Source organism: Streptomyces sp. NPDC028308, assembly GCF_055565855.1.
In genome coordinates this window covers 195,455-217,028 of sequence record NZ_JBVHTO010000018.1, presented here as the reverse complement: position 1 = coordinate 217,028, position 21,574 = coordinate 195,455, and the positions used below count along the sequence as shown (strand labels likewise).

Below are 21,574 nucleotides of genomic sequence, written 5' to 3'. Positions count from 1 at the left end.
CGCCGCCCCTGCGCGACCAGATGGGAGACGGTGTCGCGCACCATCTCCAGGTTCTCCTCCAGGGTGGTGCGCAGCGCCAGCTCGACATGCCGGTCATGGGACTTCGCGACGAGGGTGATCACCGGGGCGCCGGAGTCGAGCAGCGCCTGGACCTGGGGGTCCTCGGCGGCCTTCGCGTGGGCCCGGCGGGTGGCGCCGAAGGCGACGAGCTGGGCGTGCCGGAAGTCGATCTCCTGGCGGGCGCGGGCGAAGAACTCGGTGTCCCGGGGGTTGGCGCCGGGCCAGCCGCCCTCGATGAAGCCGACGCCGAAGTCGTCCAGGTGCCGTGCGATGGCCAGCTTGTCCGCGACCGTGAGGTTGATGCCCTCACGCTGCGCGCCGTCGCGCAGCGTCGTGTCGAAGACGTGGAACGAATCGTCGAGCTCGCTGGTTTCGGTCATGGTCTGTGGCTCCTGTGAGAAAACTCGGTCTACCGGAATGACCGGCTCCACCGTCCCCCAATGATCCCTCGCGCTCTCTTCCCGGCTTGTGGTGGGCCAGGAAAACGAAAAACCCCTCGCGGGTGCGAGAGGTCTGCGCGCGGGTCGAGACGACGGTGCCCGCCCGTACGTGGTGGTACGTGGCGGTCACTGCGGACCGGCGCGCCTGCTGCCAATAATCATGGCGAACGAGAGCACGGTGGCAGTCTGGCACAACGGGGCCCCTGTGCTCACCGGCGTCTCAGGATGCGAGCCGGGCGTCCCGTCCGGAGGGCGGCTTCCGGCCATCACCGGCCGGCGTCCGGCGCCTGCGCCCAGGCGAGGCCCCGCCTCCCGGCGTCCGCCCTGCCTCCCCGAGACTGCCCTGCCGGGACCCGGCCTGCCGAGAACCGGCCACCCCCTGTCCGCCCTGCCGAGGACCCGCCTCAGGACTCCCGACCGGCCGAGCCGTCCCCGAGGGAGTCGTCCAGGAACTCCCGGACATGGGAAAGGACCTGTCCGCGGTCCGTCCCGCGCAGGCCGATGGCCACGTGGATGGAGAAACCGTCGAGCAGGGACCGCAGCCGGGCGGCGAAGCGGTCCGGGTCGACCCGGCGGAACTCGCCGCGCGAGACACCCTCGGCGAGCAGCGCCACCAGGTCGCGGTGCCAGGCGCCCTCGATGGCGGACTGCCGGTCGCGGGCCTCCTCGTCGGCGTTCTGCGAGCGGTTCCAGACCTCCAGCCAGAGCGTCCAGTGCGGGTCGCGGTGGCCGTCGGGCACGTACAGGTCGACGTACGCGTCCAGGCGCTCGCGGGCCGTCCCGCGCGCGGCGAGCAGCCGGCCGCGCTCGGCGCCGAGCCGCCCCTCGCTCCATTCCAGGGTGCGCAGCAGCAGCTCGTCCTTGGAGTGGAAGTAGTAGAGGAGGTGGCCGCTGCTCATGCCGACCTCGCGGCCGAGCGCCGCCATGGTGAGCTTCTCCAGACCGCGCTCGGCGATCATGTCCATGGCGGCCGCCAGCACGTCCTCGCGCGGAGGGGCGTTCCTCCTCCGCGGTGTGCGGCTCTCGGCCACGCGCGTCTCCCGGGTCAGGTCCTCGGCTGCTGCTGGGTGATGCAGTGGATGCCACCGCCCCCGGAGAAGATCGTACGGGCGTCCACCAGGGTGACCGTCCGCTCGGGGAACAGCCGCCGGAAGATGCCGGCGGCGATCTCGTCGCGCGGGTCGTCGAAGCCGCACAGCACCACGCCGCCGTTGCAGAGGTAGTGGTTGATGTACGAGTAGTCGGCCCAGTGACCGTCGGCCTCCAGCACGGTCGGGGCGGGCACCTCCACGACCTCCAGGCGGCGGCCGCGGGCGTCGGTCTGTCCCCTGAGCAGCCCGATGATCTCCTTGCTGACCTCGTGGTCGGGGTGCGCCGGGTCCGGCTGCGCGTGCGCCACGACGACGCCGGGCCGCGCGAAGGCGGCGACGATGTCGACGTGCCCGAGGGTGCCGAAGCCGTACGGGGGATAGTCGCCGGTCAGGCCGCGCGGCAGCCAGATCGCCTTGCGGGTGCCGAGCAGGGCGTGGATCTCGGCCTCGACCTGCTCGCGCGTCCAGTGCGGATTGCGCTCGGGGCCCAGCTGCACGGTCTCCGTGAGGAGCACGGTCCCCTCGCCGTCGACGTGGATCGCGCCGCCCTCGTTGACCAGTTCCGAGGCGTACGTGCGCGCCCCGGCGAGATCCGAGACGTACGCGGCGATCTTGCCGTCGTGCTCCCAGCGGGCCCAGTCCTGGGCGCCCCAGCCGTTGAACGTCCAGTCCACGGCGGCCAGTCGGCCCTTCCCGTCGGTGAGGAAGGTGGGGCCGATGTCGCGCATCCAGGCGTCGTCGAGGTCCCGCTCGACCAACTCGATCCCGGCTCCCAGGAGTTCGCGCGCCCCGGCCGTCTGGCCCGGTCCGCACACCATCGTCACGGGTTCGAAGCGGCGTACGGCACGCGCCACTTCGGCCCACGCCCGGCGGGCCCCGGCCAGGTCGTCCGGGTCGTCGAAGGTGGGGTTGGGGCCCGGCCACGCCATCCAGGTGCGCTCGTGCGGGGTCCACTCGGCGGGCATGCGGAAGCCGTCGGCGGCAGCAGACATGGGGGGTCCTTAGAGGCTGTGTCGATTACAGGAAGTACAGGCGATTGAGGGAGACGGAGTCGGCCGGTTCGGAGCGCAGCGGGTCCCCGTCGAGGGTGACCAGGCCGGTGCGCTGGTCGACGTCGACGGCTCCGGTACGGGAGTTGAGGCGCAGGTCGGCGGGGCCGATGCCGCGGGTGCCGCGCACGGCGACGCGGCGGCGGCGGGTCGGCATGGTGTCGTGGCCCAGGTCGAGCGCGGCCTGCGCGACGAACGCCACCGAGATCTCCGCGGGCGTCGCGCCGTGCGCCCCGAACTGCGGTCCCAGTACGAGGGGTTCGCAGGTGTCGGTGGCCGCGTTCGGGTCGCCGACGACCCCGTACGCGGGGAACCCGGACTTGAGGACGAGCTGCGGTTTGGCGCCGAAGTACTCGGGCCGCCACAGGACGATGTCGGCGAGCTTGCCGACCTCGATGGAGCCGACCTCGTGGGAGAGACCGTGCGCGATGGCCGGGTTGACGGTCAGCTTGGCCATGTAGCGCAGCACGCGCGCGTTGTCGTCGCCGGTGTCGCCCGAGCCGTCCAGCGGTCCCAGTTCGGCCTTCATCTTCCCGGCCATCGCGAAGGTGCGGCGGACGGTCTCGCCGGCCCGGCCCATGCCCTGCGCGTCGGACGAGGTGATGCCGATCGCGCCGAGGTCGTGCAGGACGTCCTCGGCGCCCATCGTCCCGGCCCTGATCCGGTCGCGGGCCATCGCGGCGTCGCCGGGCAGGTCGGTCTTCAGGTCGTGGACGGAGACGATCATCCCGTAGTGCTCGGCGACCGCGTCCCGGCCGAAGGGCAGGGTCGGGTTGGTGGAGGAGCCGATGACGTTCGGGACGCCCGCCATCTTCAGGACGTTCGGCACGTGGCCGCCGCCGCAGCCCTCGATGTGGAAGGCGTGGATGGTGCGCCCGTCCAGGACGCGCAGGGTGTCCTCGACGGAGAGGCACTCGTTCAGTCCGTCGCTGTGCAGGGCCACCTGGACGTCGTGCTCCTCGGCGACCCGCAGGGCGGTGTCGAGCGCGCGGGTGTGGGCGCCCATGTCCTCGTGGACCTTGAAACCGCTCGCGCCTCCCTCGGCCAGCGCCTCCACGAGCGGGGCCGGGTCGGAGGACGAACCCCGGCCGAGGAAGCCGATGTTCACCGGCCAGGCGTCGAAGGCACCGAAGGCGTGCCGCAGGGCCCAGGGCGAGTTGACGCCGACGCCCCACACCGGCCCGAACTCCTGGCCGATGATCGTGGTGACGCCGGAGGCGAGGGAGGCCTCCATGATGCGCGGCGACAGGAGGTGGACGTGCGTGTCGACGGCGCCGGCGGTGGCGATCAGCCCCTCGCCGGACACGATGGACGTGCCGGTGCCGACGACGACGTCGACCCCGTCGAGGGTGTCCGGGTTGCCCGCGCGCCCGATCGAGCAGATCCGGCCCTCGCGGATGCCGATGGAGACCTTGCGGATCCCCTGGACGGCGTCGATCACGACGACGTTGCTGATCACGACGTCGCAGGTGTCGCGGACGGCGGCGGCCTTCAGGTGCAGTCCGTCGCGGGCGGTCTTGCCGAAGCCGGCCAGGAACTCGTCCCCGTACTTCTGGGCGTCGCTCTCCACCCGGACCGTCAGCCCGGAGTCGCCGAGCCGGATCCGGTCCCCGGCCCGCGGGCCGTGGGTCGCGGCGTACGCGTAGGGGTCGACCCGGGTCGTGTCGCTCATCGTCCGCCTCCGTCGTGCGCGGGGCCCGCCTCGGGGCCGCTGTCGCCGTCCGTGCCGTCACGCGGGGCCGTGCCGGACCCGCCCGCTCCCAGGTAGCCGCAGGCGGCGGCCCTGCGCAGGGCCTCCCGCCTGGCTCCGGGCGCGTCCAGCGGCCCGTCGACCAGCCCGGCGAAGCCGATCGCGATCCGCTCGCCGCCGATCGGCAGCAGCCCGACCTCGACGCTCTCGCCGGGACCGAACCGCACCGAGGAGCCCGCGGGCACCGCGAGCCGCATGCCGTAGGCCGCGGACCGGTCGAAGTCCAGCCGCGGGTTGACCTCGAAGAAGTGGAAGTGCGAGGTGACGGAGACCGGGACCGTCGCGGTGTTGGTGACGGTGAGCCGGACGACGGCCTCGGGGTCGCCGTGCGCGGGTCCCGGGAGCAGCGCGCCCGGGGCGTCCCCGCCGAGTCCTCCGCCGATCGGGTCGCCGACCACCGCGAGCCGGGAGCCGTCGTCGAAGACGGCCTCCACGTGCACCTCGGTGACGACGTCGGCGACCCCCGGCAGGACGTCGTCGGGACCGAGCACCGCGCGGGCCGCCGCGATGGCCTCGGCGAGACGCCGCCCGTCCCGCGCCGCCTCGCAGACGGTGTCGGCGATGAGGGCGGTCGCCTCGGGGACGTTGAGCCTGAGGCCGCGGGCCCGGCGGGCCCGCGCCAGTTCGGCGGCCCCGAAGAGCAGCAGCCGGTCACGCTCGGTGGGAGTCAGTCTCACGACGCGACACCTCCTTGCCTTCCACCAGTTAGAGCAACACTCTAACCACAGCCTAACGGTGAGATTCACGGGACGGAAACATTGACGTGCCCGCCGGGACAGGTCACATTGAACGCCGCTCAAACTTTCAGGTGTGCACGCAGGCGGCCGATCGAAGGAGACCAGCCATGCCGATAGAACAGCGCGGAGTCGACACCGTCCCGGACGAGGAACGCACCAGCGGGCCCCGCGACCTCGTCTCGATCCTGCTCGGGTCCAACCTGTGCCTCGGAGTGATCATCTTCGGCTGGCTGCCGCCGTCCTTCGGCCTGGACTGGTGGGCGTCCGTCAGCTCGATCGTGGCCGGCACCGTCGTCGGCACCGCGGTCACCGCCCCGCTCGCGCTGGTCTCCCTGCGCACCGCGACGAACCTCTCGACCTCCTCCGGCGCCCAGTTCGGCGTCCGCGGCCGGCTGGTCGGCTCGGTCGTCGGCCTGCTGCTCGCCCTCGGCTACACCGCGCTGACCGTCTGGATCGGCGGCGACGTGATGGTGAGCGTGCTGCACCGGCTCCTCGGACTGCCGGCCACGGGAGTCTCGTACGCGGTGGTGTACGCGCTCCTCGCCACGGCGACGGTGGCGGGCGCGGTGTACGGCTACCGCGTACTCCTCGCGATGTCCCGGGTGCTGGCGATCGGCATGACCGCGCTGCTGGTCCTCGGCGTGATCGCGTACGCCCCGCACTTCACCACCTCCGCGCTCCCGGAGACCGGCGGGTACCTGCTCGGCTCGTTCTGGCCGACGTGGCTGCTGGCGGCGGTCGCGGCGGGCCTGTCCGGGCCCATCGCGTTCATCACCCTCCTCGGGGACTACACCCGCTACATCTCCCCCGTCCGCCACAGCTCCCGCTCGGTCCTGCACGCCACCTGGCTCGGCCTGCTCGCCGGCCTCTTGGTCCCGCAGCTCTTCGGCACCTTCACGGCGTACGCGGCCCGCGCCGCCCTCGACTACGCGGGCCCGCTCGTCGCCGCCTCGCCCGGCTGGTACCTCGTCCCGCTGCTGCTCGCCGCGTCCGCCGGCTCGGTCGGCAACGCGGGCCTGATGCTGTACTCCATGGGCCTGGACCTCGACGCGATCCTCCCGCGGGCCTCCCGCGCCCGGGCCACCGTCACGGTCGCCGTCGTCGCCACCGCCTGCGTGTTCGTCGGCCACTACGCGTCCAGCGCCCAGGACGCGATGACGTCCTTCGTCCTGCTGCTCACCGCGATCGGCACGCCGTGGGCGGTGATCACCCTGATCGGCTTCGTCCGCTGCGGCGGGGTCTACGACCCGGACGCGCTCCAGGTCTTCAACCGCCGCGCCAAGGGCGGCGTCTACTGGTACCGCGGCGGCTGGCACGTCCCGGCCACCGTCTCCTGGGCGCTCGGCGCCTGCGTCGGCCTGCTGGCGGTCTCCCTCCCCTCGTACGAGGGCCCGCTGCTGTCCCTGACCGGCGGGGTGGACTGCAGCTTCCTGCTGTCGGGAGCGGTCGGCGGCGCCCTCTACCTCGCCCTGCCCCGGCGCACGTCCGCCGCGCCCGCCCCCGCGGACACGGAGCGCGAGGAGGCCCCACTGTCGTCGTGACGGGCCGGGACCGCGCCCCCGGATCCCGCACCACCGCGTACGGCGGCGACGGTCAGAGCCCCCGGCCGACCCCGCGGGGCTTGCGGGGCGCCTTGCCCCACGGTCCGGCGGGCCGTTCCCGCCGGACCCCGGCCACGAATTCGGCACGGGTCGGAACGGACCGTGCCCCCGGCCGCAGGACCGACTCCGCGTCCCACGGTTCGGCATGCGCCCATCCGAACGCGGAGACGATCTCGGCGAAGACCGGTGCGAAGTCCGCACCGGTCAGGTCCGGCATCCGATGGCGCAGCCCTCGCACCCGGGCGGTGAAGGCGGCGGGCAGCGGCACGTGGTACGCCTCCAGGTAGTGCGCGAAGTCCGCGCGCCACACCCACACGCCGTCGGTCACCAGCGAGGAGCACCCGGACGTGTGCCGGTGGACCTCTCCGGTCAGGACGTCGACGCCCGCCTCCATGACGTGCGTGAGGCCGTGGCCCGTGTCGAGATACTCCACGATCCGCGCTTCGTCCGGCTCGCCGGTCGTCCGCACCTGCGCCCTCAGCGGTCCCGCAGCCACCTCGCCCCGGAAACCGAAGTCGTCGAAGAAGCCGAGCAGCCTCAGCACGCGCGCCCCCTCCGGCGTCTTCGGGCAGATGATCGAGGCGAGCATACGCAGGCTCGGCGGGGGCCGGTGCGGGACCGCGGCCGCCCGGCGGGGCGGGCCGGTGCCTGCCGGCCGGGAGACGCGGGAAGCCCGGCTCGTGACGGGCCGGGCTTCGCGCGGGGGTGGGATCGGGATCAGCCCAGGGGGTGCATCCAGCCGTGCTTGTCCTCGCTGATGCCGCGCTGGATGTCGAGGAGCGCCTCGCGCAGCCGCAGGGTGACCTCGCCCGGCCGGCCGCCCGACTGCTGCCACTCGGTGCCGGTCCGCTTGACCGTGCCGACCGGGGTGATCACGGCGGCGGTGCCGCAGGCGAAGACCTCGGTGAGGGTGCCGTTCTCCGTGTCGCGCTGCCACTGGTCGATGGAGACGCGGCCCTCCTCCGCCCCGTAGCCGAGGTCGCGGGCGACGGTGAGCAGCGAGTCACGGGTGACGCCGGCCAGCAGCGAGCCGGTCAGCTCGGGCGTGACGATCCGGTCGCCGTACACGAAGTACAGGTTCATGCCGCCGAGCTCCTCGACCCACTTGTGCTCCACGGCGTCGAGGTAGGCGACCTGGTCGCAGCCCTTGGCGGCGGCCTCGGCCTGCGCGAGCAGCGACGCGGCGTAGTTGCCGCCGGTCTTGGCGTCGCCCATGCCGCCGGGGACGGCGCGGACGCGGTCCTCGGAGAGCCAGATCGAGACGGGCCGCACGCCGCCGGCGAAGTACGCGCCGGCGGGCGAGGCGATGACCAGGAACAGGTACTCGTTGGCGGGCTTCACCCCGAGGCCGACCTCGGTCGCGATCATGAAGGGCCGCAGGTAGAGGGACTCCTCGCCGCCGTGCGCCGGGACCCAGGAGCGGTCGTGCTGCACCAGGACGTCACAGGCCTCGATGAACGTCTCGACGGGCAGCTCGGGCATGCCGAGCCGGCGGGCGGACGCCTGGAAGCGCCGCGCGTTCATCTCGGGGCGGAAGGTGGCGACGGAACCATCGGGCTGGCGGTACGCCTTCAGGCCCTCGAAGATCTCCTGCGCGTAGTGCAGGGTCATGTTCGCCGGGTCGAGGGAGAGCGGGCCGTACGGGACGAGCTGGCCGTCGTGCCAGCCGCGGCCCTCGGTCCACCGGATCGTCACCATGTGGTCGGTGAAGTGGCGGCCGAACCCGGGGTTGGCCAGGATGGCCTCGCGCTCCGCCTCGGAGAGGGGGGCGGCCGAGGGCTTGAGCTCGATGGTGGGCGTCGTCATGAGTGGTTGTCCTTCACCGGTTGTGTGTGACGGGCCGCGCTCACGCCTGTACTGCCAGTGGCCAGTGCTAGGACGTCCGAGCATTCCCTCATTCCGCGGCTCCACGTTCGATTATCGCGTGTGGCGAGCCGTGGACGAAAAAGGTGTGAATGCGGCCCAGGGTTCGATGGTGGCACCCGGCGAGGGCATAAGAAAAGCCGCCGGGTGCGGATGCGACCCGGCGGCTCCTGTGGAAAGCGAGTGGCGCGGGGTCAGCCGGCTACTCGTACGGCGAGGGCGTCGCCGATCTCATCGGTGCTGCGGGCGGGCTTTCCGACGCGCTCGGCGAGGTCGGCGGCGACCGCTTCCTCGATCCGCGCGGCCTCGTTCTCGTAGCCGAGGTGGCGCAGCAGCAGGGCGACGGAGAGGACCGTGGCGCTGGGGTCGGCCTTGCCCTGGCCCGCGATGTCGGGCGCCGAACCGTGCACGGGCTCGAACATCGAGGGGTACGTGCCGCTCGGGTTGATGTTGCCCGAGGCGGCCACGCCGATGCCGCCGGAGACGGCCGCGGCCAGGTCGGTGATGATGTCGCCGAAGAGGTTGTCGGTGACGATCACGTCGAAGCGCTCGGGCTGCGTGACGAGGTAGATCGTCGCCGCGTCCACGTGCATGTACTCGGTGGTGACGTCGGGGAACTCCTCGGCCACCTTGTTGAAGACGTCCGTCCACAGGTGACCGGCGAAGGTGAGCACGTTGTTCTTGTGGATGAGCGCGAGCTTCTTGCGGGGGCGGGCCTGGGCGCGGGCGAAGGCGTCCCGGACGACCCGCTCGACACCGAAGGCCGTGTTGACGCTGACCTCGGTGGCGACCTCGTGCGGGGTGCCCTTGCGGATGGTGCCGCCGTTGCCGGTGTACGGGCCCTCGGTGCCCTCGCGGACGACGACGAAGTCGATCTCGGGCTCGCCCGCGAGCGGGGTGGCCACACCGGGCAGCAGCTTCGACGGACGCAGGTTCACGTGGTGGTCGAAGGCGAAGCGGAGCTTGAGCAGGAAGCCGCGCTCCAGGACACCGGAGGGGACCGAGGGGTCGCCGATCGCGCCGAGCAGGATCGCGTCGTGCTTCTGCAGGGCGTCGAGGTCGGCGTCGGTGAGGGTCTCACCGGTGGCGTGGTAGCGCCGGGCGCCGAAGTCGAACTCCTTGGTCTCCAGCTTCACATCCTGCGGGAGGACGGCGGAGAGGACCTTCAGTCCCTGGGCCACGACCTCCTGGCCGATGCCGTCACCGGGAATGACTGCGAGATTGAGGATGCGAGAGCTTGCCGACATGCGCAGCACCGTACTCCTTGTCCCATGGGATGACACGCGGTGTCCGCCATACGGACATCCCGAGCGTGTCCGGACGGGCGGCGGAACCATTCGTCAGACTCCGTTCACCCGTCCGTTTGGCGGTTGTTGGGAATTGCTGGGAAGTTCACCGGCATGGACACCCCTGACGTCGGCATACCGGAGCAGCTCGCGCGAGGCATGAGCATGGCCGAGCAGCACGAGTACCTGCGCACGCGGCTCACCCGGCGCCGGGCGCTGGTGTCGGCGGGCGCGTTCGCGGGCGCCGGGCTGCTGGCCGGCTGCACGCCGGGCACCGCGAGCCGGTCCCAGCCGGCGGGCGGTGCGCCGAGCCCGGCCACCAGCCGTTTCCCGGGCTCCGCCCTCGCGCCGTTCGGGCGCCATCTCGCCTTCGGCGCGGACCCCATGACGCAGATGCGGATCTCCTGGCAGGTGCCGTCCGCGGTCCGCAGGCCGTACGTCCGCGTGGGCCTGACGCCCTGGTCGCTGAGCCGGCGGATCGAGGCCGACCTGCGCGACCTGCACACACCGGGCGTGGAGGGGCAGCGGGCGGCGCTCGACCAGTACTACCTGCACGCGGCGCTCGACGGACTGCGCCCGGGGACGACGTACTACTACGGCGTCGGCCACGAGGGCTTCGACCCGGCGGACAAGAAGCACCACGGGACGGTCGCCCGCTTCCGCACGGCGCCCGCGCACCCGGAGAAGTTCGTGTTCACGGCCTTCGGCGACCAGGGCGTCACACCCGACGCCCTGGCCAACGACAAGGCGCTGCTGGGCCGCGGCCCGGCCTTCCACCTGCACGCGGGCGACATCTGCTACGCCGACGGCACCGGCCACGGCGAGAAGTCGGACATCTACGACCCCGCGGCCTGGGACCTGTTCCTGAAGCAGACCGAGACGGTGGCCGGGTCGGTGCCGTGGATGGTGACGACCGGGAACCACGACATGGAGGCCTGGTACTCGCCGAACGGCTACGGCGGCCAGTCCGCGCGCTGGGCGCTGCCCGACAACGGCTTCGACGCGAGGCGGGCGCCGGGCGTCTACTCCTTCGTCTACGGCAACGTCGGCATCGTCGCCCTGGACGCCAACGACGTGTCGTACGAGATTCCCGCCAACCTCGGCTATTCGGACGGCCGGCAGACCGCCTGGCTCGACCGGCGGCTCGGGGAACTGCGCGAGCGGACGGACTTCGTCGTCGTGTTCTTCCACCACTGCGCCTACTCGACGTCGACGCACGCCTCCGACGGCGGGGTCCGGGACACCTGGGTCCCGCTGTTCGCCAAGCACCAGGTGGACCTGGTGATCAACGGGCACAACCACGTCTACGAGCGGACCGACGCCATCAGGGGCGGCGCCGTGGGACGGCGGGTCCCGGTGGGCGCCTCGACCGATCCGACCCGCGACGGCATCGTCTACGTGACGGCGGGCGGCGCGGGCAAGAGCCTGTACGCCTTCCCGGACGGCGTGAAGGACAGCCACGAGAAGAAGGTGCGGGACCGCGAGTCCGTGGAGACCTTCCACTGGACGAAGGCGAAGCGGCGCAAGCGGGACACCGTCGAGTGGTCGCGGGTGCGCTACACCGGCTACTCGTTCCTCTCCGTGGAGGCGGAGGCCGGTGCGAGTCCTCGGCTCACCGTGTCCGCGCTGACGCAGGACGGGGAGCGGATCGACCACTTCGAGGTGCGGCGCGGGAAGTGACCGGCGCGGGCGCCGCACCGCGCGGTGCGGCGCGGGCCGTTGGCCTCGCGCCACCGCCGCCCGGGCGCGGCCCGCGCGACGGTGGGAGGGGCGGGGGGCCTCAGTGGCCCGTGGCCCCGCCGTTGTCCCGGCGGTCGAGGGCGCGCTGGAGTGCCGCGGCTGCGTTCTTGCGGTCGGAATCGCTGGTACGGGAAACGTGACGGACTCGGCGGACGGTCGTCTCGGCCATGACGGTCGGCTCCTTGCCTCCGGACGATGACGCCGGAAGTGGGGTGAGGGATACGAGACGCCGGAGGGGCGGGGAGCGGTGCCGCAGGGGTTGCCTGCTCGGGGCCCGGCTCACGACCGCCATTCGCTTGATCGAGCGAGACGTTCGGCTCCTACAAAGCTAGGCGAGGACGGCGCATCTGTCTCCACAATTACTCGGACTTCCTACTATCTGAGACGGCGAACTGCCCTCCACCGCTCTGACCTGCGGGGACGTGATCCGGGGGGTCATACCCGCCGGGGGTGCAGCGCTCGCAGCTCCCTGATCAGCGCGCGGACGGCGACGGTGCCGGCGAGCTCGGGCGTGGTGACGTACCCGACGGAACGCGTCGGCCGGTCCGGGCCGAGATCGGTGATCTCGACGGACAGCGGTGCACTCGTGAGGGAGAGCTCGGGCATGATCGCCATGCCGAGACCACTGCTCACCATGGAGAGCACCGCTCCGTCGTCCTCGGCCCGCACCGTCGCGCACGGGATCCAGTCCTGCGCCGCCCACCACGCGCGGGTGTACGACGAGCAGTTCTCGGTCCAGTCGACCAGCGGCAGCGAGCGCGGGCGCGGATGACCGGCCGGGTGGACGAGGGCGTACGGCTCCTCCAGGAGGACGTCGCCGACGAGTTCCGGCGGCACGGGCGCGCTCGTGCCGAGCGTGGCGATCCCGAGGTCCGCCCGTCCCTCGGCCACCTCGCCCGCCGTACCGGGCCCCACCTCGCGCACCACGCGGACGGTCGCCTCGATCCCGGGGTGCCGGGCCGCCAGCCTCTCCAGGGCAGGCGGCAGCAGATGCAGGGCGGCACTCCGGAAGGAGGCGACGCGCAGCGGCCCGGCGACGGTGTCGCCGCCGTCCGGCCCCGCCCCGGCACCACGCGCCTCGGCGGTGAGCGTCTCCAGCATCCGCAGGACCCGCCGGGCGTGGACGACGGCCCGCTCCCCCGCGGGTGTGGGCCGTGCCCCGTACCGGCCCCGCTCGAACAGCACGACGCCCACCTTGCGTTCGATACCGCGCACCGCGTGCGAGACGGCGGACTGGGTCGTGCCGAGCGTCCCGGCCGCCGCCGAGAACCCGCCCTCCCGCGCGACGGCCACCAGGGTCCGCAGTTCCTGCGGGGCGAGGTCGGCTGCGGTCATCGGGGCTCCCACCTGCTCCTATGAGGACGGCTCATGGAAGGCGCCGTCGCATGAGCGCAACCCTCTGCCCGGGCCGCGCATTCCTTCCTAGCGTCATGCCCATGAACCCAACGCCCCTCGGCACCCCCGCGGTCGGAGCGCCGGCCTCCCCCGGCGGGACCGCGCTCACCGTCCAGCAGACCGCCCGTCCGACCGGATTCCCCACCGCGGACCACTTCCGCTTCGTCGAGTCGCCGGTGCCCCGGCCGGCCCCGGGCACCGCCCTGGTGGAGAACCTGTACTGGTCCGTCGACCCGTACCACCGCGAGATGATGGACGGCGACTTCACGCTCGGCGCCCCGCTGGAGGGCCGCACGCTCGGACGCGTGACCGAGTCCCGCGATCCGGCGCTCCCCGAGGGCGAGATCGTGTTCCACCGCCACGGCTGGCGCACCCATTCCGTCGTGCGCCCGGACGAGGCCAGACGGCTCCCGCGTCTCGACGGGGTCCCCCTGACCGCCCACCTGGGCCTGCTCGGCGGCACCGGCCTGACCGCGTACGTGGGACTGACCCGCGTGGCGCGGCTGCGCGAGGGCGAGGACCTGTTCGTCTCGGCCGCCGCGGGCGGGGTCGGCACGGCGACCGGACGGCTGGCCAGGCTGATGGGCGCCGGGCGCCTGGTGGGCAGCGCGGGAAGCGCCGCGAAGGTGCGCTACCTGAAGGAACAGGTCGGCTACGACGAGGCGTTCGACTACCGCACCGGACCGGTGGCGGACCTCCTGGCCGGCGCCGCGCCCGACGGCGTCGACGTGTTCGTGGACAACGTGGGAGGCGAGCACCTCGGGGCGGCCGTCGGCGCGCTGCGCCGGTACGGGCGGGTGGTGCGGGTGGGCACGGTCGGCCAGTACAACACCCCCGACGCCACGCTCGCGGTGTTCGACCACGCCGACGTGGTGGAGAAGAGCCTGCGCATCGAGGGCTTCCTGGTGCGCGATCACCTGCAACTCCAGGAGGAGCTGTACGAGTTCGCGGTGCCGGCGCTGCGGGACGGGCGGCTGGCCCTCGACGAGACGGTGGTGGACGGCTTCGGCCGGATCGTGGAGGCGTTCCTCGCGATGCTGCGCGGCGGCAACACCGGGAAGATGATCGTGCGCGGCGTCTGACGCACCGTCACAGCACGTCGCCGTCACGCCAGTCGAAGACCAGATCGTGCGCAGGGTCGAGCGGGCCGGCCGTGGCGTGCCGGACGAAGGTGGTGCCCTCCTCCTCCGCGAGCCGGACGACACCGGCCGGGCCGAGCGCGCAGATCCGGCCGGGCCAGACCTGCCAGCCGCGGGCCGCGTAGAGGCCGGCGCCCTCGTCGCTCGCGGAGAGCGCGCCGAGGTCGTAGGCACGGTCGACGATCCCCTCCAGGGCGCCCATGACCCGGCCGCCCAGGCCGGTCCGCCGGACGTCGGAGCGCACGCCGACCGCCTCGACGTATCCGACGCGCAGCGAGCGCCCGCGGTGCAGGACGCGCCGCTGGACCACGGAGCCGTGGGCGGCGAGGCCGCGCTCGTCGTGGACGAGGGCGTGCATGCCGCCGAGACCGTGGTCCCAGTCCTCGTCGCCGAAGTCGCCCTCGAAGGCGTCCTCCAGGAGGGCGCGGACGGCGCGGAGTTCGGCGGGGGCGAGTTCCGCCGTGTGAGCGGTACGCAGTCGGGTGGCCATCGCCCCAGTATTCCGGCCGCCGCGTCCCGCCGGGCGGCCCGGGGACGCACGCGGGCCGGGAACCGCCGTCGCTCGGCGGCCTCCCGGCCCGGAACCTCGCGGGAGGTCAGCCCATGTGCGGGTACGTGTAGTCGGTCGGCGGGACCAGCGTCTCCTTGATGGCGCGGGTCAGCGTCCAGCGCATCAGGTTCTGCGGGGCGCCGGCCTTGTCGTTGGTGCCGGAGGCACGGCCGCCGCCGAAGGGCTGCTGGCCGACCACGGCGCCGGTCGACTTGTCGTTGATGTAGAAGTTGCCCGCGGCGTAGCGGAGCTTGTCCATCGTGTACGCGGCCGCCGCACGGTCGTTGGAGACGACCGAGCCGGTGAGCGCGTAGTCCGACACCGACTCCATCTGGGTCAGCATCTCCTCGTACCGCTCGTCCTCGTAGACGTGCACGGCGAGGAACGGGCCGAAGTACTCCGTGCGGAAGACCTCGTTCTCCGGGTCGGAGCACTCGACGACGGTCGGGCGCACGAAGTAGCCGACCGAGTCGTCGTAGGAGCCGCCCGCGACGATCGTGCAGGCCGGGTCCGAGCCGGCGCGGTCGATGGCGGCCTTGTTCTTCGCGAACGACCGCTCGTCGATGACGGCGCCCATGAAGTTGGTGAGGTCGGTGACGTCACCCATGGTCAGGCCGTCGACCTCGGCCGCGAACTCCTCCTTGAAGCCGGAGTTCCAGATGGAGGCGGGGATGTACGCGCGGGAGGTCGCGGAGCACTTCTGGCCCTGGTACTCGAAGGCACCGCGGGTCAGGGCGGTCTTGAGGACGGCGCGGTCGGCGCTCGGGTGCGCGACCAGGAAGTCCTTGCCGCCGGTCTCGCCGACCAGACGGGGGTACGAGCGGTACTTCTCGATGTTGTTGCCGACCGTCTTCCACAGGTACTGGAAGGTCTTGGTCGAGCCGGTGAAGTGGATGCCCGCGAGGTCGCGGTGCTCCAGGGCGACCTCGGAGACCGCGATGCCGTCGCCGGTGACGAGGTTGATGACGCCCTTGGGCAGGCCCGCCTCCTCCAGGAGCTGCATGAGCAGCACGGCGGCGTGGGTCTGCGTCGGGGACGGCTTCCAGACCACGACGTTGCCCATGAGCGCGGGCGCGGTGGGCAGGTTGGCCGCGATGGCGCTGAAGTTGAACGGCGTGATCGCGTAGACGAAGCCCTCCAGCGGGCGGTGGTCCATGCGGTTCCACACGCCCGGGGAGTTGGCCGGGGGCTGCTCGGCCAGGATGTTGCGGGCGTAGTGGACGTTGAAGCGCCAGAAGTCGACGAGCTCGCAGGGACAGTCGATCTCGGCCTGCTGGGCGGTCTTGGACTGGCCGAGCATGGTGGAGGCGGCGAGGGTCTCGCGCCAGGGGCCGGACAGCAGCTCGGCGGCGCGCAGGATGATCGCGGCACGGTCGTCGAAGGACATCGCGCGCCAGGCCGGGGCGGCGGCGAGGGCGGCGTCGATCGCGTCCTGCGCGTCCTGCGCCGTGGCGTTGGCGCCGGTGCCGAGGACGGCCTTGTGGTTGTGCGGCTGCACGACCTCGAAGCGCTCACCGCCACCGAGCCGCTTCTCGCCGCCGATGGTCATCGGCAGCTCGATGGGGTTCTCGGCCAGCTCCTTGAGCTTGGCCTCCAGACGGGCGCGCTCCGGGGAGCCGGGGGCGTAGCCGTGCACCGGCTCGTTGACGGGGGTGGGGACCTGGGTCACAGCGTCCATGGTTTCCGTAACTCCTTAGTGAGCGGTGGTTCGGGCTCAGCCCTTGGTAAGGATCGAACGCGCGAAGAACAGGAGGTTGGCCGGCTTCTCCGCGAGGCGCCGCATGAAGTAGCCGTACCAGTCGGTGCCGTACGCGGTGTAGACACGCATCCGGTGCCCCTCGGCGGCGAGCCGCAGGTGCTCCTCGCCGCGGATGCCGTAGAGCATCTGGAACTCGTACTCGTCGAGCTTGCGGCCGGCGAGCCGGGCGAGCTCCTGGGCGATGGAGATCAGCCGGGGGTCGTGGGACCCGATCATCGGGTAGCCGTCGCCCTGCATCAGGGTGCGCAGGACACGGACGTACGCCTTGTCGATCTCGGCCTTGTCCTGGTACGCGACCTCGGCGGGCTCCTTGTAGGCGCCCTTCACCAGCCGCACCCGGCTGCCGTTCGCGGCGAGGCGGCGGGCGTCGGCCTCGGTGCGGAAGAGGTAGGCCTGGATGACGCAGCCGGTCTGCGGGAAGTCCTTCCGCAGCTCCTCGTGGATGGCGAACATCGAGTCGAGGGTGGTGTGGTCCTCGGCGTCCAGGGTGACCGTGGTGCCGATGGCGGCGGCGGCCTCGACGACCGGGCGCACGTTGGCGAGCGCCAGCTCGTGCCCGCCCTCCAGCGCCTGGCCGAACATCGACAGCTTGACGGACATCTCGGCGCGGGTGCCGAGCTCCAGGCGCGCGAGGTGCTCGATCAGCTCCAGGTAGGCGTCCCGGGCGGCGGCGGCCTGCTCGCGGGTGGTGATGTCCTCGCCGACGACGTCGAGGGTGACCTCCAGGCCCTTCCCGACGGCGTCCTGCACGATCGGCACGACCTGGTCGACCGTCTCACCGGCGATGAAGCGGGCCACCACCTGCTTGGTGCCGGGGGCCGCCGACACGAAGCGGCGCATCCTGTCGCTGCGCGACGCGGCGAGAATCACGGGACCCAGCACGGGGCACCTCCACGGAAAGTACGGACGGCCGCGGGCCCCGGGCGGGGACGCCCGGGTACGGCACGGAGAACCACCGTGAAACCTAAGGATCCCCCCGATCCTCGGCCATCGACAGCTGTCACGCATCCGTGCCCCGGATCTCAGACATCTGTATGAAGGCTCCGGGGGAATGAGGGAGAATGCCCGTGTGACGGGCGATTTCAAGGCGGGCCGGCCGGCCGGACGCGGCGAGTACCAGGAGCTGGTGGACGAGATCTCCGCGCTCCTCGGCGCCCCCGCGACGCTGGAGAACCGCGACTTCGAGCTGATCGCCTTCGGCACGTACGACAGCGAGAGCGACTTCGACGAGGCCGCCCTCGACCCCGTGCGCACCCGCTCGATCCTCACCCGCCGCTCGACGCCGGCGGTCCGTTCCTGGTTCGAGGGCTTCGGCATCGCCCGGGCGACGGGCCCGGTCCGCATCCCGCCGGCGCCGGAGGCCGGCGTCCACCGCGGACGCGTCTGCCTGCCGGTACGCCATCGGGGGGTCGTCCTCGGTTACGTGTGGCTCCTGGACGGCGATCCGGGGCCGACGGCGGCGCAGCTGACCGCCGCCATGGAGGTCGCCGCCCGCATCGGGGCGCTGCTCGCCGACGAGGCACAGGCGGGCGCGGACCTCACCCGGGAGCTGCGGGCGGTCCTCACCGCCGAACGGGGCTGGCAGCGGGACATGGCGGTGGCCGAGCTGCGCACCGCGCTCGGCCCGCGCGGGGACGGCCTGCACACGGTCGTGTGTGTCGCCCCGTGGCCCTCCGCCGACCCGGACGACGCCCCGTCCGTGCGTACGGTGCCGGGGGCGACCGCGCTGTGCACGGTGCCCTGGGGGGCGACGGGGCAGAGCCTCGCGCTGCTGATGCGGCTGCGGTCGCCGGAGGTGCTGACACCGGCGCTGACGGCGGCCACGCGTTTCGTCCGGGAGGCGGCGGGCGCGGGGGCTCCGGCGGCCGGGCGCCTCGCGGGAACGGCCGGACCCCACGACCTCGGAGGCATCGGGGGCACCGGGGGCACCGCAGGGGTCGTGGCGGCCGGGGTCGCCGGGGCGCGCGCCGGACTCACCGAACTGGGCGCCGCGTGGCAGGAGGCGTCGGCCGCCGCCCGGGCCGTACTGGCCGAGCCGCGTCTCGGCCCGGTCGCCGAGTGGGCGTCCATCGGCCCCTTCCGGCTCCTGACCTCGCTCCCCCCGGGCGCCGCCCAGGACCCTGCCGTCCGCACCCTGCTGACCCCCGCCCACCGCGAACTCGCCCGCACCGCCGAGGTGTTCCTCGACTGCGCGGGCCAGGCGGGACGCACCGCGGCGGCGCTGGGCATCCACCGGCAGACCCTGTACTACCGCCTGTCCCGGGTCGAACAGCTCACGGGCCTCGACCTGGACGACGGCGAGGACCGCCTGCTGCTGCACATGGCCCTCAAGGGGACCCGCCTGTAGACGGCGCGTCCGGCATCCCCGCGGCCGTGCCGCACGCGGGCGGCGTCAGCCGGCCGTCTTCGCCGACGCCTCGATCACCCGCCGCAGGCCCTCCGTGAGATGCGAGGCGTCCGTCGCGGAGTCGGGGTCGAAGAGCCACTGCACGCACAGGCCGTTGAGCAGGGTCTGGTAGAAACCGCCGACCGTGCGCAGCGTCTCGTCGTCCACGTCGGACTCCCGGCCGCCCATGAGCAGCGGGACGAGACCCCGGCGCCCCTCGTCCTGGGCCTTCACCAACTGCTCGCGCACCCCGGGCAGCCGGCCGTCGTCGGTGATCACCTCGAAGGTCAGCATCCAGACGGGGCGGGCTTCGCGGAAGGACCGGGTGATGTTCGCCCAGACCTCCTGGAAGCGCTCCAGGGAACCCGGCTCCCCCACCGTGCCGTCCCCGCCGAAACCGTCGAAGCCCTCGCCCAGGTTCGCGATCAGGTCGACGTAGGCCTCCGCGAGGAGCGCGTCCTTCGAGCCGTAGTGGTAGCCGATGGACGCCAGGTTCGTGCCCGACTCCCGGACGATGTCGCGGGCCGTGGTGCGCACGAACCCCTTCTCCAGCAGGCAGCGCTTGGCGCCGTCGAGCAGATCCTCACGGTGTCCCATAAAGGCGAGCGTACCCCGATCCAGACATGCGTCCCATACGGTCGTCCCATACAGGCGTCTCTGACACCCGTACTATACAAACGTTCTAGACAAGCGTTTAAGACGCCCGTACAGTCCCTGCCATGACGCACTCGACGAGCCCCGCCCCCACGCCCGGCCCCCGCGCCGGCCGCCGCGAATGGACCGCCCTCGGCGTCCTGATGCTTCCGCTGCTCCTGGTCTCGATGGACGTCTCGGTCCTCTACTTCGCGATCCCCGCGATCAGCGCGGACCTGGAGCCGAGCGGCACCCAGCAGCTGTGGATCTTCGACATCTACGCGTTCGTGCTCGCCGGGCTCCTCATGACGATGGGCTCGCTGGGCGACCGGATCGGACGCCGTCGGCTGCTGCTGTGCGGCGCCGCCGCCTTCGGGGCGGCCTCCGTGCTCGCCGCGTACGCGGACAGCGCCGGGACCCTGATCGCGGCCCGCGCCCTCCTCGGTGTCGGCGGCGCGACCCTGATGCCGTCGACGATGGCGATCATCCGCACGATGTTCACCGACCCCGGCCAGCGCGCGAAGGCCGTCGGCCTGTGGTCCGGCGTGATGACCGGCGGGATCGCGCTCGGCTCGGTGATGAGCGGTGTCCTCGTCCAGTACTTCTGGTGGGGCTCGGTCTTCCTGGTCAACCTGCCCGCGATGGTGCTGCTGCTGGTCCTCGGCCCGGTCCTGCTGCCCGAGTCCAGGAACCCCCGGCCCGGCCGCTTCGACCTGCTGAGCGTGCCGCTGTCGATGGCGGCCGTGCTGCCCCTGATCTACGGCGTCAAGGAGATCCCCTCCGAGGGCTGGCAGCCGCGGTACGTGGTCTGCGTCGCCGTCGGCCTGCTCTTCACCTCGCTCTTCGCACACCGCCAGCGCACCGCCGAATCCCCCCTGATCCCACCGGAGTTGTTCCGCGGACGCGGTTTCGCGCCGGCGGTCGTCCTCAACCTGGTCTCCTCGTTCGGGATGATGGGATCGGCGTTCTTCACGACCCAGTACCTCCAGTCCGTGCTCGGCAAGAGCTCCATGGAGGCCGCCCTGTGGGCGCTGCTGCCGACGGTGCTGGTCGGCGTCGCCGCCCCGGTCGCCGCGCAGTTGGTGCAGAAGGGCGTGGACCGCGCCCATGTCGTCGCCGGCGGCTTCGCCGTGGCCGCGTGCGGTTACGGCCTGCTCGTCCTCGCCGGTACGGACTCGCTGTGGCTGGTGCTGGCCGGCGCGGGCGTCCTCGCCTCCGGGATCGTCACCGTGATGTCCCAGATGATGGACCTCGCCCTCGGCACGGTCCCCGTCGGCAACGCGGGCACCGCGTCCTCCCTGCTGGAGACGGGCGCGGAGTTCGGCGGCGCGCTGGGTATGGCGGTCCTCGGCTCCATCGGCACCGCCGTCTACCGCCACGAGATGCCGTCCACCACCCCGGCCGCGGCCCGCGAGACCCTCGGCGGCGCGTTGGACACCGCCCGCCGGCTGCCGGACGGCGCGGGCGACGCCCTGACGACGGCCGCCCGCGAGGCGTTCACCAGCGGCATGAACGCCGCCGCCGTCGCCGGAGCGCTGCTCCTCCTGGCGGCAGCGACCCTGGCCACCACCACCCTCCGCCGCCTCCCCACCCCGACCCCGACCCCGACCCCCACTCCGGAAAAATCCCTGACCTGACGCCCGACACAGAGCCCCGGGACGGCACCGGCAGCGCGGGCACGGGGCACCCCACCGAGAAAACCCAACCCGTCCGGCGCCCAGGAACTCCGCCCCCCGGCCAAGACCCTCCAGCCCGTCCAACGCCCAGGACCTACGTCCTTGGCCGAGAACACCCAGCCCGTCCGGCGCTTGAGGACAAGGCCGTCCAGGCCGAAGTGGGGGGCCGGGGGCGCAGCCCCTGGACGACACCAGCAACCCCGGTGCACAAGGCACCCCGGCCGAGAACACCCAGCCCGTCCGGCGCTTGAGGACAAGACCGTCCAGGCCGAAGCGGGGGTCCGGGGGCGCAGCCCCTGGACGACACCAGCAACCCCGGCACACAAGGCACCCCGGCCGAGAACACCCAGCCCGTCCGGCGCTTGAGGACAAGGCCGTCCAGGCCGAAGTGGGGGGCCGGGGGCGCAGCCCCCGGAGGG

Annotated in this window: 18 protein-coding genes and 1 pseudogene; 5 read left to right on the top strand and 14 right to left on the bottom strand. The window is 72.6% G+C overall.

Translation table 11 applies throughout. The features are described from left to right. The 5 genes and pseudogenes from ACZ4VA_RS36310 to ureA all read right to left on the bottom strand — a co-directional run. Positions 1 to 440, bottom strand: a pseudogene (locus ACZ4VA_RS36310) (citramalate synthase); the annotation flags it as partial. Between the two features lie 464 nt (positions 441 to 904). Then, complete coding sequence (locus ACZ4VA_RS36305; RefSeq protein WP_355780988.1) at positions 905 to 1,465, bottom strand: TetR/AcrR family transcriptional regulator; 561 nt, start codon at positions 1,463 to 1,465, stop codon at positions 905 to 907. An 80-nt stretch (positions 1,466 to 1,545) separates the two neighbouring features. Next, positions 1,546 to 2,583, bottom strand: a complete 1,038-nt coding sequence (locus tag ACZ4VA_RS36300) for an agmatine deiminase family protein (protein ID WP_356171725.1) — start codon at positions 2,581 to 2,583, stop codon at positions 1,546 to 1,548. 25 nt (positions 2,584 to 2,608) lie between these two features. After that, a complete protein-coding gene (locus tag ACZ4VA_RS36295) occupies positions 2,609 to 4,312 on the bottom strand; it encodes an urease subunit alpha (RefSeq protein WP_356171722.1) in 1,704 nt (567 codons plus the stop codon). Then, a complete protein-coding gene (gene ureA / locus ACZ4VA_RS36290) occupies positions 4,309 to 5,067 on the bottom strand; it encodes an urease subunit gamma (protein WP_356243746.1) in 759 nt (252 codons plus the stop codon). Before ureA ends, ACZ4VA_RS36295 begins: the two co-directional genes overlap by 4 nt. 167 nt (positions 5,068 to 5,234) lie before the next feature. Here ureA and ACZ4VA_RS36285 point away from each other — a divergent pair, with 167 nt between their 5' ends. Beyond that, positions 5,235 to 6,668: a cytosine permease gene (locus tag ACZ4VA_RS36285; RefSeq protein ID WP_388904032.1), complete on the top strand. Its 1,434-nt coding sequence runs from the start codon at positions 5,235 to 5,237 to the stop codon at positions 6,666 to 6,668. Positions 6,669 to 6,720: 52 nt separating this feature from the next. Here ACZ4VA_RS36285 and ACZ4VA_RS36280 read toward each other — a convergent pair whose 3' ends face one another. The 3 genes from ACZ4VA_RS36280 to ACZ4VA_RS36270 all read right to left on the bottom strand — a co-directional run bounded on the left by ACZ4VA_RS36280 (position 6,721) and on the right by ACZ4VA_RS36270 (position 9,838). After that, positions 6,721 to 7,317 (bottom strand): hypothetical protein, encoded by a 597-nt coding sequence (locus ACZ4VA_RS36280; protein WP_356243752.1) that lies wholly within the window; start codon positions 7,315 to 7,317, stop codon positions 6,721 to 6,723. A gap of 128 nt (positions 7,318 to 7,445) precedes the next feature. After that, entirely contained in the window at positions 7,446 to 8,534 is a 1,089-nt protein-coding gene (locus ACZ4VA_RS36275) for a branched-chain amino acid aminotransferase (RefSeq protein ID WP_356171710.1), read from the bottom strand. A gap of 251 nt (positions 8,535 to 8,785) precedes the next feature. Next, positions 8,786 to 9,838 carry a 3-isopropylmalate dehydrogenase gene (locus ACZ4VA_RS36270; RefSeq protein ID WP_355782000.1) on the bottom strand — a complete coding sequence of 351 codons (1,053 nt, stop codon included), beginning with the start codon at positions 9,836 to 9,838 and terminating at the stop codon, positions 8,786 to 8,788. Between the two features lie 153 nt (positions 9,839 to 9,991). Between ACZ4VA_RS36270 and ACZ4VA_RS36265 the strand changes: the two genes are divergently transcribed. Next, positions 9,992 to 11,557 (top strand): purple acid phosphatase family protein, encoded by a 1,566-nt coding sequence (locus ACZ4VA_RS36265; RefSeq protein ID WP_356171707.1) that lies wholly within the window; start codon positions 9,992 to 9,994, stop codon positions 11,555 to 11,557. Between the two features lie 100 nt (positions 11,558 to 11,657). Here ACZ4VA_RS36265 and ACZ4VA_RS36260 read toward each other — a convergent pair whose 3' ends face one another. Together ACZ4VA_RS36260 and ACZ4VA_RS36255 are read right to left on the bottom strand one after the other, a co-directional pair. Continuing rightward, a complete protein-coding gene (locus ACZ4VA_RS36260) occupies positions 11,658 to 11,786 on the bottom strand; it encodes a hypothetical protein (RefSeq protein WP_344392558.1) in 129 nt (42 codons plus the stop codon). 266 nt (positions 11,787 to 12,052) lie between these two features. Beyond that, positions 12,053 to 12,952, bottom strand: coding sequence for a LysR family transcriptional regulator (locus ACZ4VA_RS36255; RefSeq protein ID WP_356171704.1), 900 nt, complete (start codon positions 12,950 to 12,952; stop codon positions 12,053 to 12,055). Between the two features lie 101 nt (positions 12,953 to 13,053). Here ACZ4VA_RS36255 and ACZ4VA_RS36250 point away from each other — a divergent pair, with 101 nt between their 5' ends. Then, positions 13,054 to 14,094: a zinc-binding dehydrogenase gene (locus tag ACZ4VA_RS36250; RefSeq protein ID WP_452924489.1), complete on the top strand. Its 1,041-nt coding sequence runs from the start codon at positions 13,054 to 13,056 to the stop codon at positions 14,092 to 14,094. A gap of 7 nt (positions 14,095 to 14,101) precedes the next feature. Here ACZ4VA_RS36250 and ACZ4VA_RS36245 read toward each other — a convergent pair whose 3' ends face one another. The 3 genes from ACZ4VA_RS36245 to ACZ4VA_RS36235 form a co-directional block, all read right to left on the bottom strand. Continuing rightward, positions 14,102 to 14,641 (bottom strand): GNAT family N-acetyltransferase, encoded by a 540-nt coding sequence (locus ACZ4VA_RS36245; RefSeq protein ID WP_452924492.1) that lies wholly within the window; start codon positions 14,639 to 14,641, stop codon positions 14,102 to 14,104. A 106-nt stretch (positions 14,642 to 14,747) separates the two neighbouring features. Further along, positions 14,748 to 16,379, bottom strand: a complete 1,632-nt coding sequence (gene pruA / locus ACZ4VA_RS36240) for an L-glutamate gamma-semialdehyde dehydrogenase (RefSeq protein WP_356171700.1) — start codon at positions 16,377 to 16,379, stop codon at positions 14,748 to 14,750. 36 nt (positions 16,380 to 16,415) lie between these two features. Next, positions 16,416 to 17,342: a proline dehydrogenase family protein gene (locus tag ACZ4VA_RS36235; RefSeq protein ID WP_355792243.1), complete on the bottom strand. Its 927-nt coding sequence runs from the start codon at positions 17,340 to 17,342 to the stop codon at positions 16,416 to 16,418. Positions 17,343 to 17,511: 169 nt separating this feature from the next. On the opposite strand from ACZ4VA_RS36235, the gene ACZ4VA_RS36230 reads away from it, so the two are divergent. Then, positions 17,512 to 18,807 (top strand): PucR family transcriptional regulator, encoded by a 1,296-nt coding sequence (locus tag ACZ4VA_RS36230; protein WP_388904041.1) that lies wholly within the window; start codon positions 17,512 to 17,514, stop codon positions 18,805 to 18,807. Positions 18,808 to 18,852: 45 nt separating this feature from the next. Here ACZ4VA_RS36230 and ACZ4VA_RS36225 read toward each other — a convergent pair whose 3' ends face one another. After that, the gene (locus ACZ4VA_RS36225) at positions 18,853 to 19,443 is read right to left on the bottom strand and encodes a TetR/AcrR family transcriptional regulator (protein ID WP_355794068.1); all 591 of its coding nucleotides are present in this window, start codon (positions 19,441 to 19,443) and stop codon (positions 18,853 to 18,855) included. 122 nt (positions 19,444 to 19,565) lie between these two features. On the opposite strand from ACZ4VA_RS36225, the gene ACZ4VA_RS36220 reads away from it, so the two are divergent. Then, positions 19,566 to 21,116 (top strand): MFS transporter, encoded by a 1,551-nt coding sequence (locus tag ACZ4VA_RS36220; RefSeq protein ID WP_468084111.1) that lies wholly within the window; start codon positions 19,566 to 19,568, stop codon positions 21,114 to 21,116. The last annotated feature ends 458 nt before the right edge of the window (positions 21,117 to 21,574 follow it).

Bases quoted from the DNA above. Each gene is read 5' to 3' on its own strand.
- ACZ4VA_RS36305 (WP_355780988.1), bottom strand. From the start codon at position 1,465: ATGGACATGATCGCCGAGCGCGGTCTGGAGAAGCTCACCATGGCGGCG.
- ACZ4VA_RS36300 (WP_356171725.1), bottom strand. From the start codon at position 2,583: ATGTCTGCTGCCGCCGACGGCTTCCGCATGCCCGCCGAGTGGACCCCG.
- ACZ4VA_RS36295 (WP_356171722.1), bottom strand. From the start codon at position 4,312: ATGAGCGACACGACCCGGGTCGACCCCTACGCGTACGCCGCGACCCAC.
- ACZ4VA_RS36285 (WP_388904032.1), top strand. From the start codon at position 5,235: ATGCCGATAGAACAGCGCGGAGTCGACACCGTCCCGGACGAGGAACGC.
- ACZ4VA_RS36280 (WP_356243752.1), bottom strand. From the start codon at position 7,317: ATGCTCGCCTCGATCATCTGCCCGAAGACGCCGGAGGGGGCGCGCGTG.
- ACZ4VA_RS36275 (WP_356171710.1), bottom strand. From the start codon at position 8,534: ATGACGACGCCCACCATCGAGCTCAAGCCCTCGGCCGCCCCCCTCTCC.
- ACZ4VA_RS36270 (WP_355782000.1), bottom strand. From the start codon at position 9,838: ATGTCGGCAAGCTCTCGCATCCTCAATCTCGCAGTCATTCCCGGTGAC.
- ACZ4VA_RS36265 (WP_356171707.1), top strand. From the start codon at position 9,992: ATGGACACCCCTGACGTCGGCATACCGGAGCAGCTCGCGCGAGGCATG.
- ACZ4VA_RS36260 (WP_344392558.1), bottom strand. From the start codon at position 11,786: ATGGCCGAGACGACCGTCCGCCGAGTCCGTCACGTTTCCCGTACCAGC.
- ACZ4VA_RS36255 (WP_356171704.1), bottom strand. From the start codon at position 12,952: ATGACCGCAGCCGACCTCGCCCCGCAGGAACTGCGGACCCTGGTGGCC.
- ACZ4VA_RS36250 (WP_452924489.1), top strand. From the start codon at position 13,054: ATGAACCCAACGCCCCTCGGCACCCCCGCGGTCGGAGCGCCGGCCTCC.
- ACZ4VA_RS36245 (WP_452924492.1), bottom strand. From the start codon at position 14,641: ATGGCCACCCGACTGCGTACCGCTCACACGGCGGAACTCGCCCCCGCC.
- pruA (WP_356171700.1), bottom strand. From the start codon at position 16,379: ATGGACGCTGTGACCCAGGTCCCCACCCCCGTCAACGAGCCGGTGCAC.
- ACZ4VA_RS36230 (WP_388904041.1), top strand. From the start codon at position 17,512: ATGAGGGAGAATGCCCGTGTGACGGGCGATTTCAAGGCGGGCCGGCCG.
- ACZ4VA_RS36225 (WP_355794068.1), bottom strand. From the start codon at position 19,443: ATGGGACACCGTGAGGATCTGCTCGACGGCGCCAAGCGCTGCCTGCTG.
- ACZ4VA_RS36220 (WP_468084111.1), top strand. From the start codon at position 19,566: ATGACGCACTCGACGAGCCCCGCCCCCACGCCCGGCCCCCGCGCCGGC.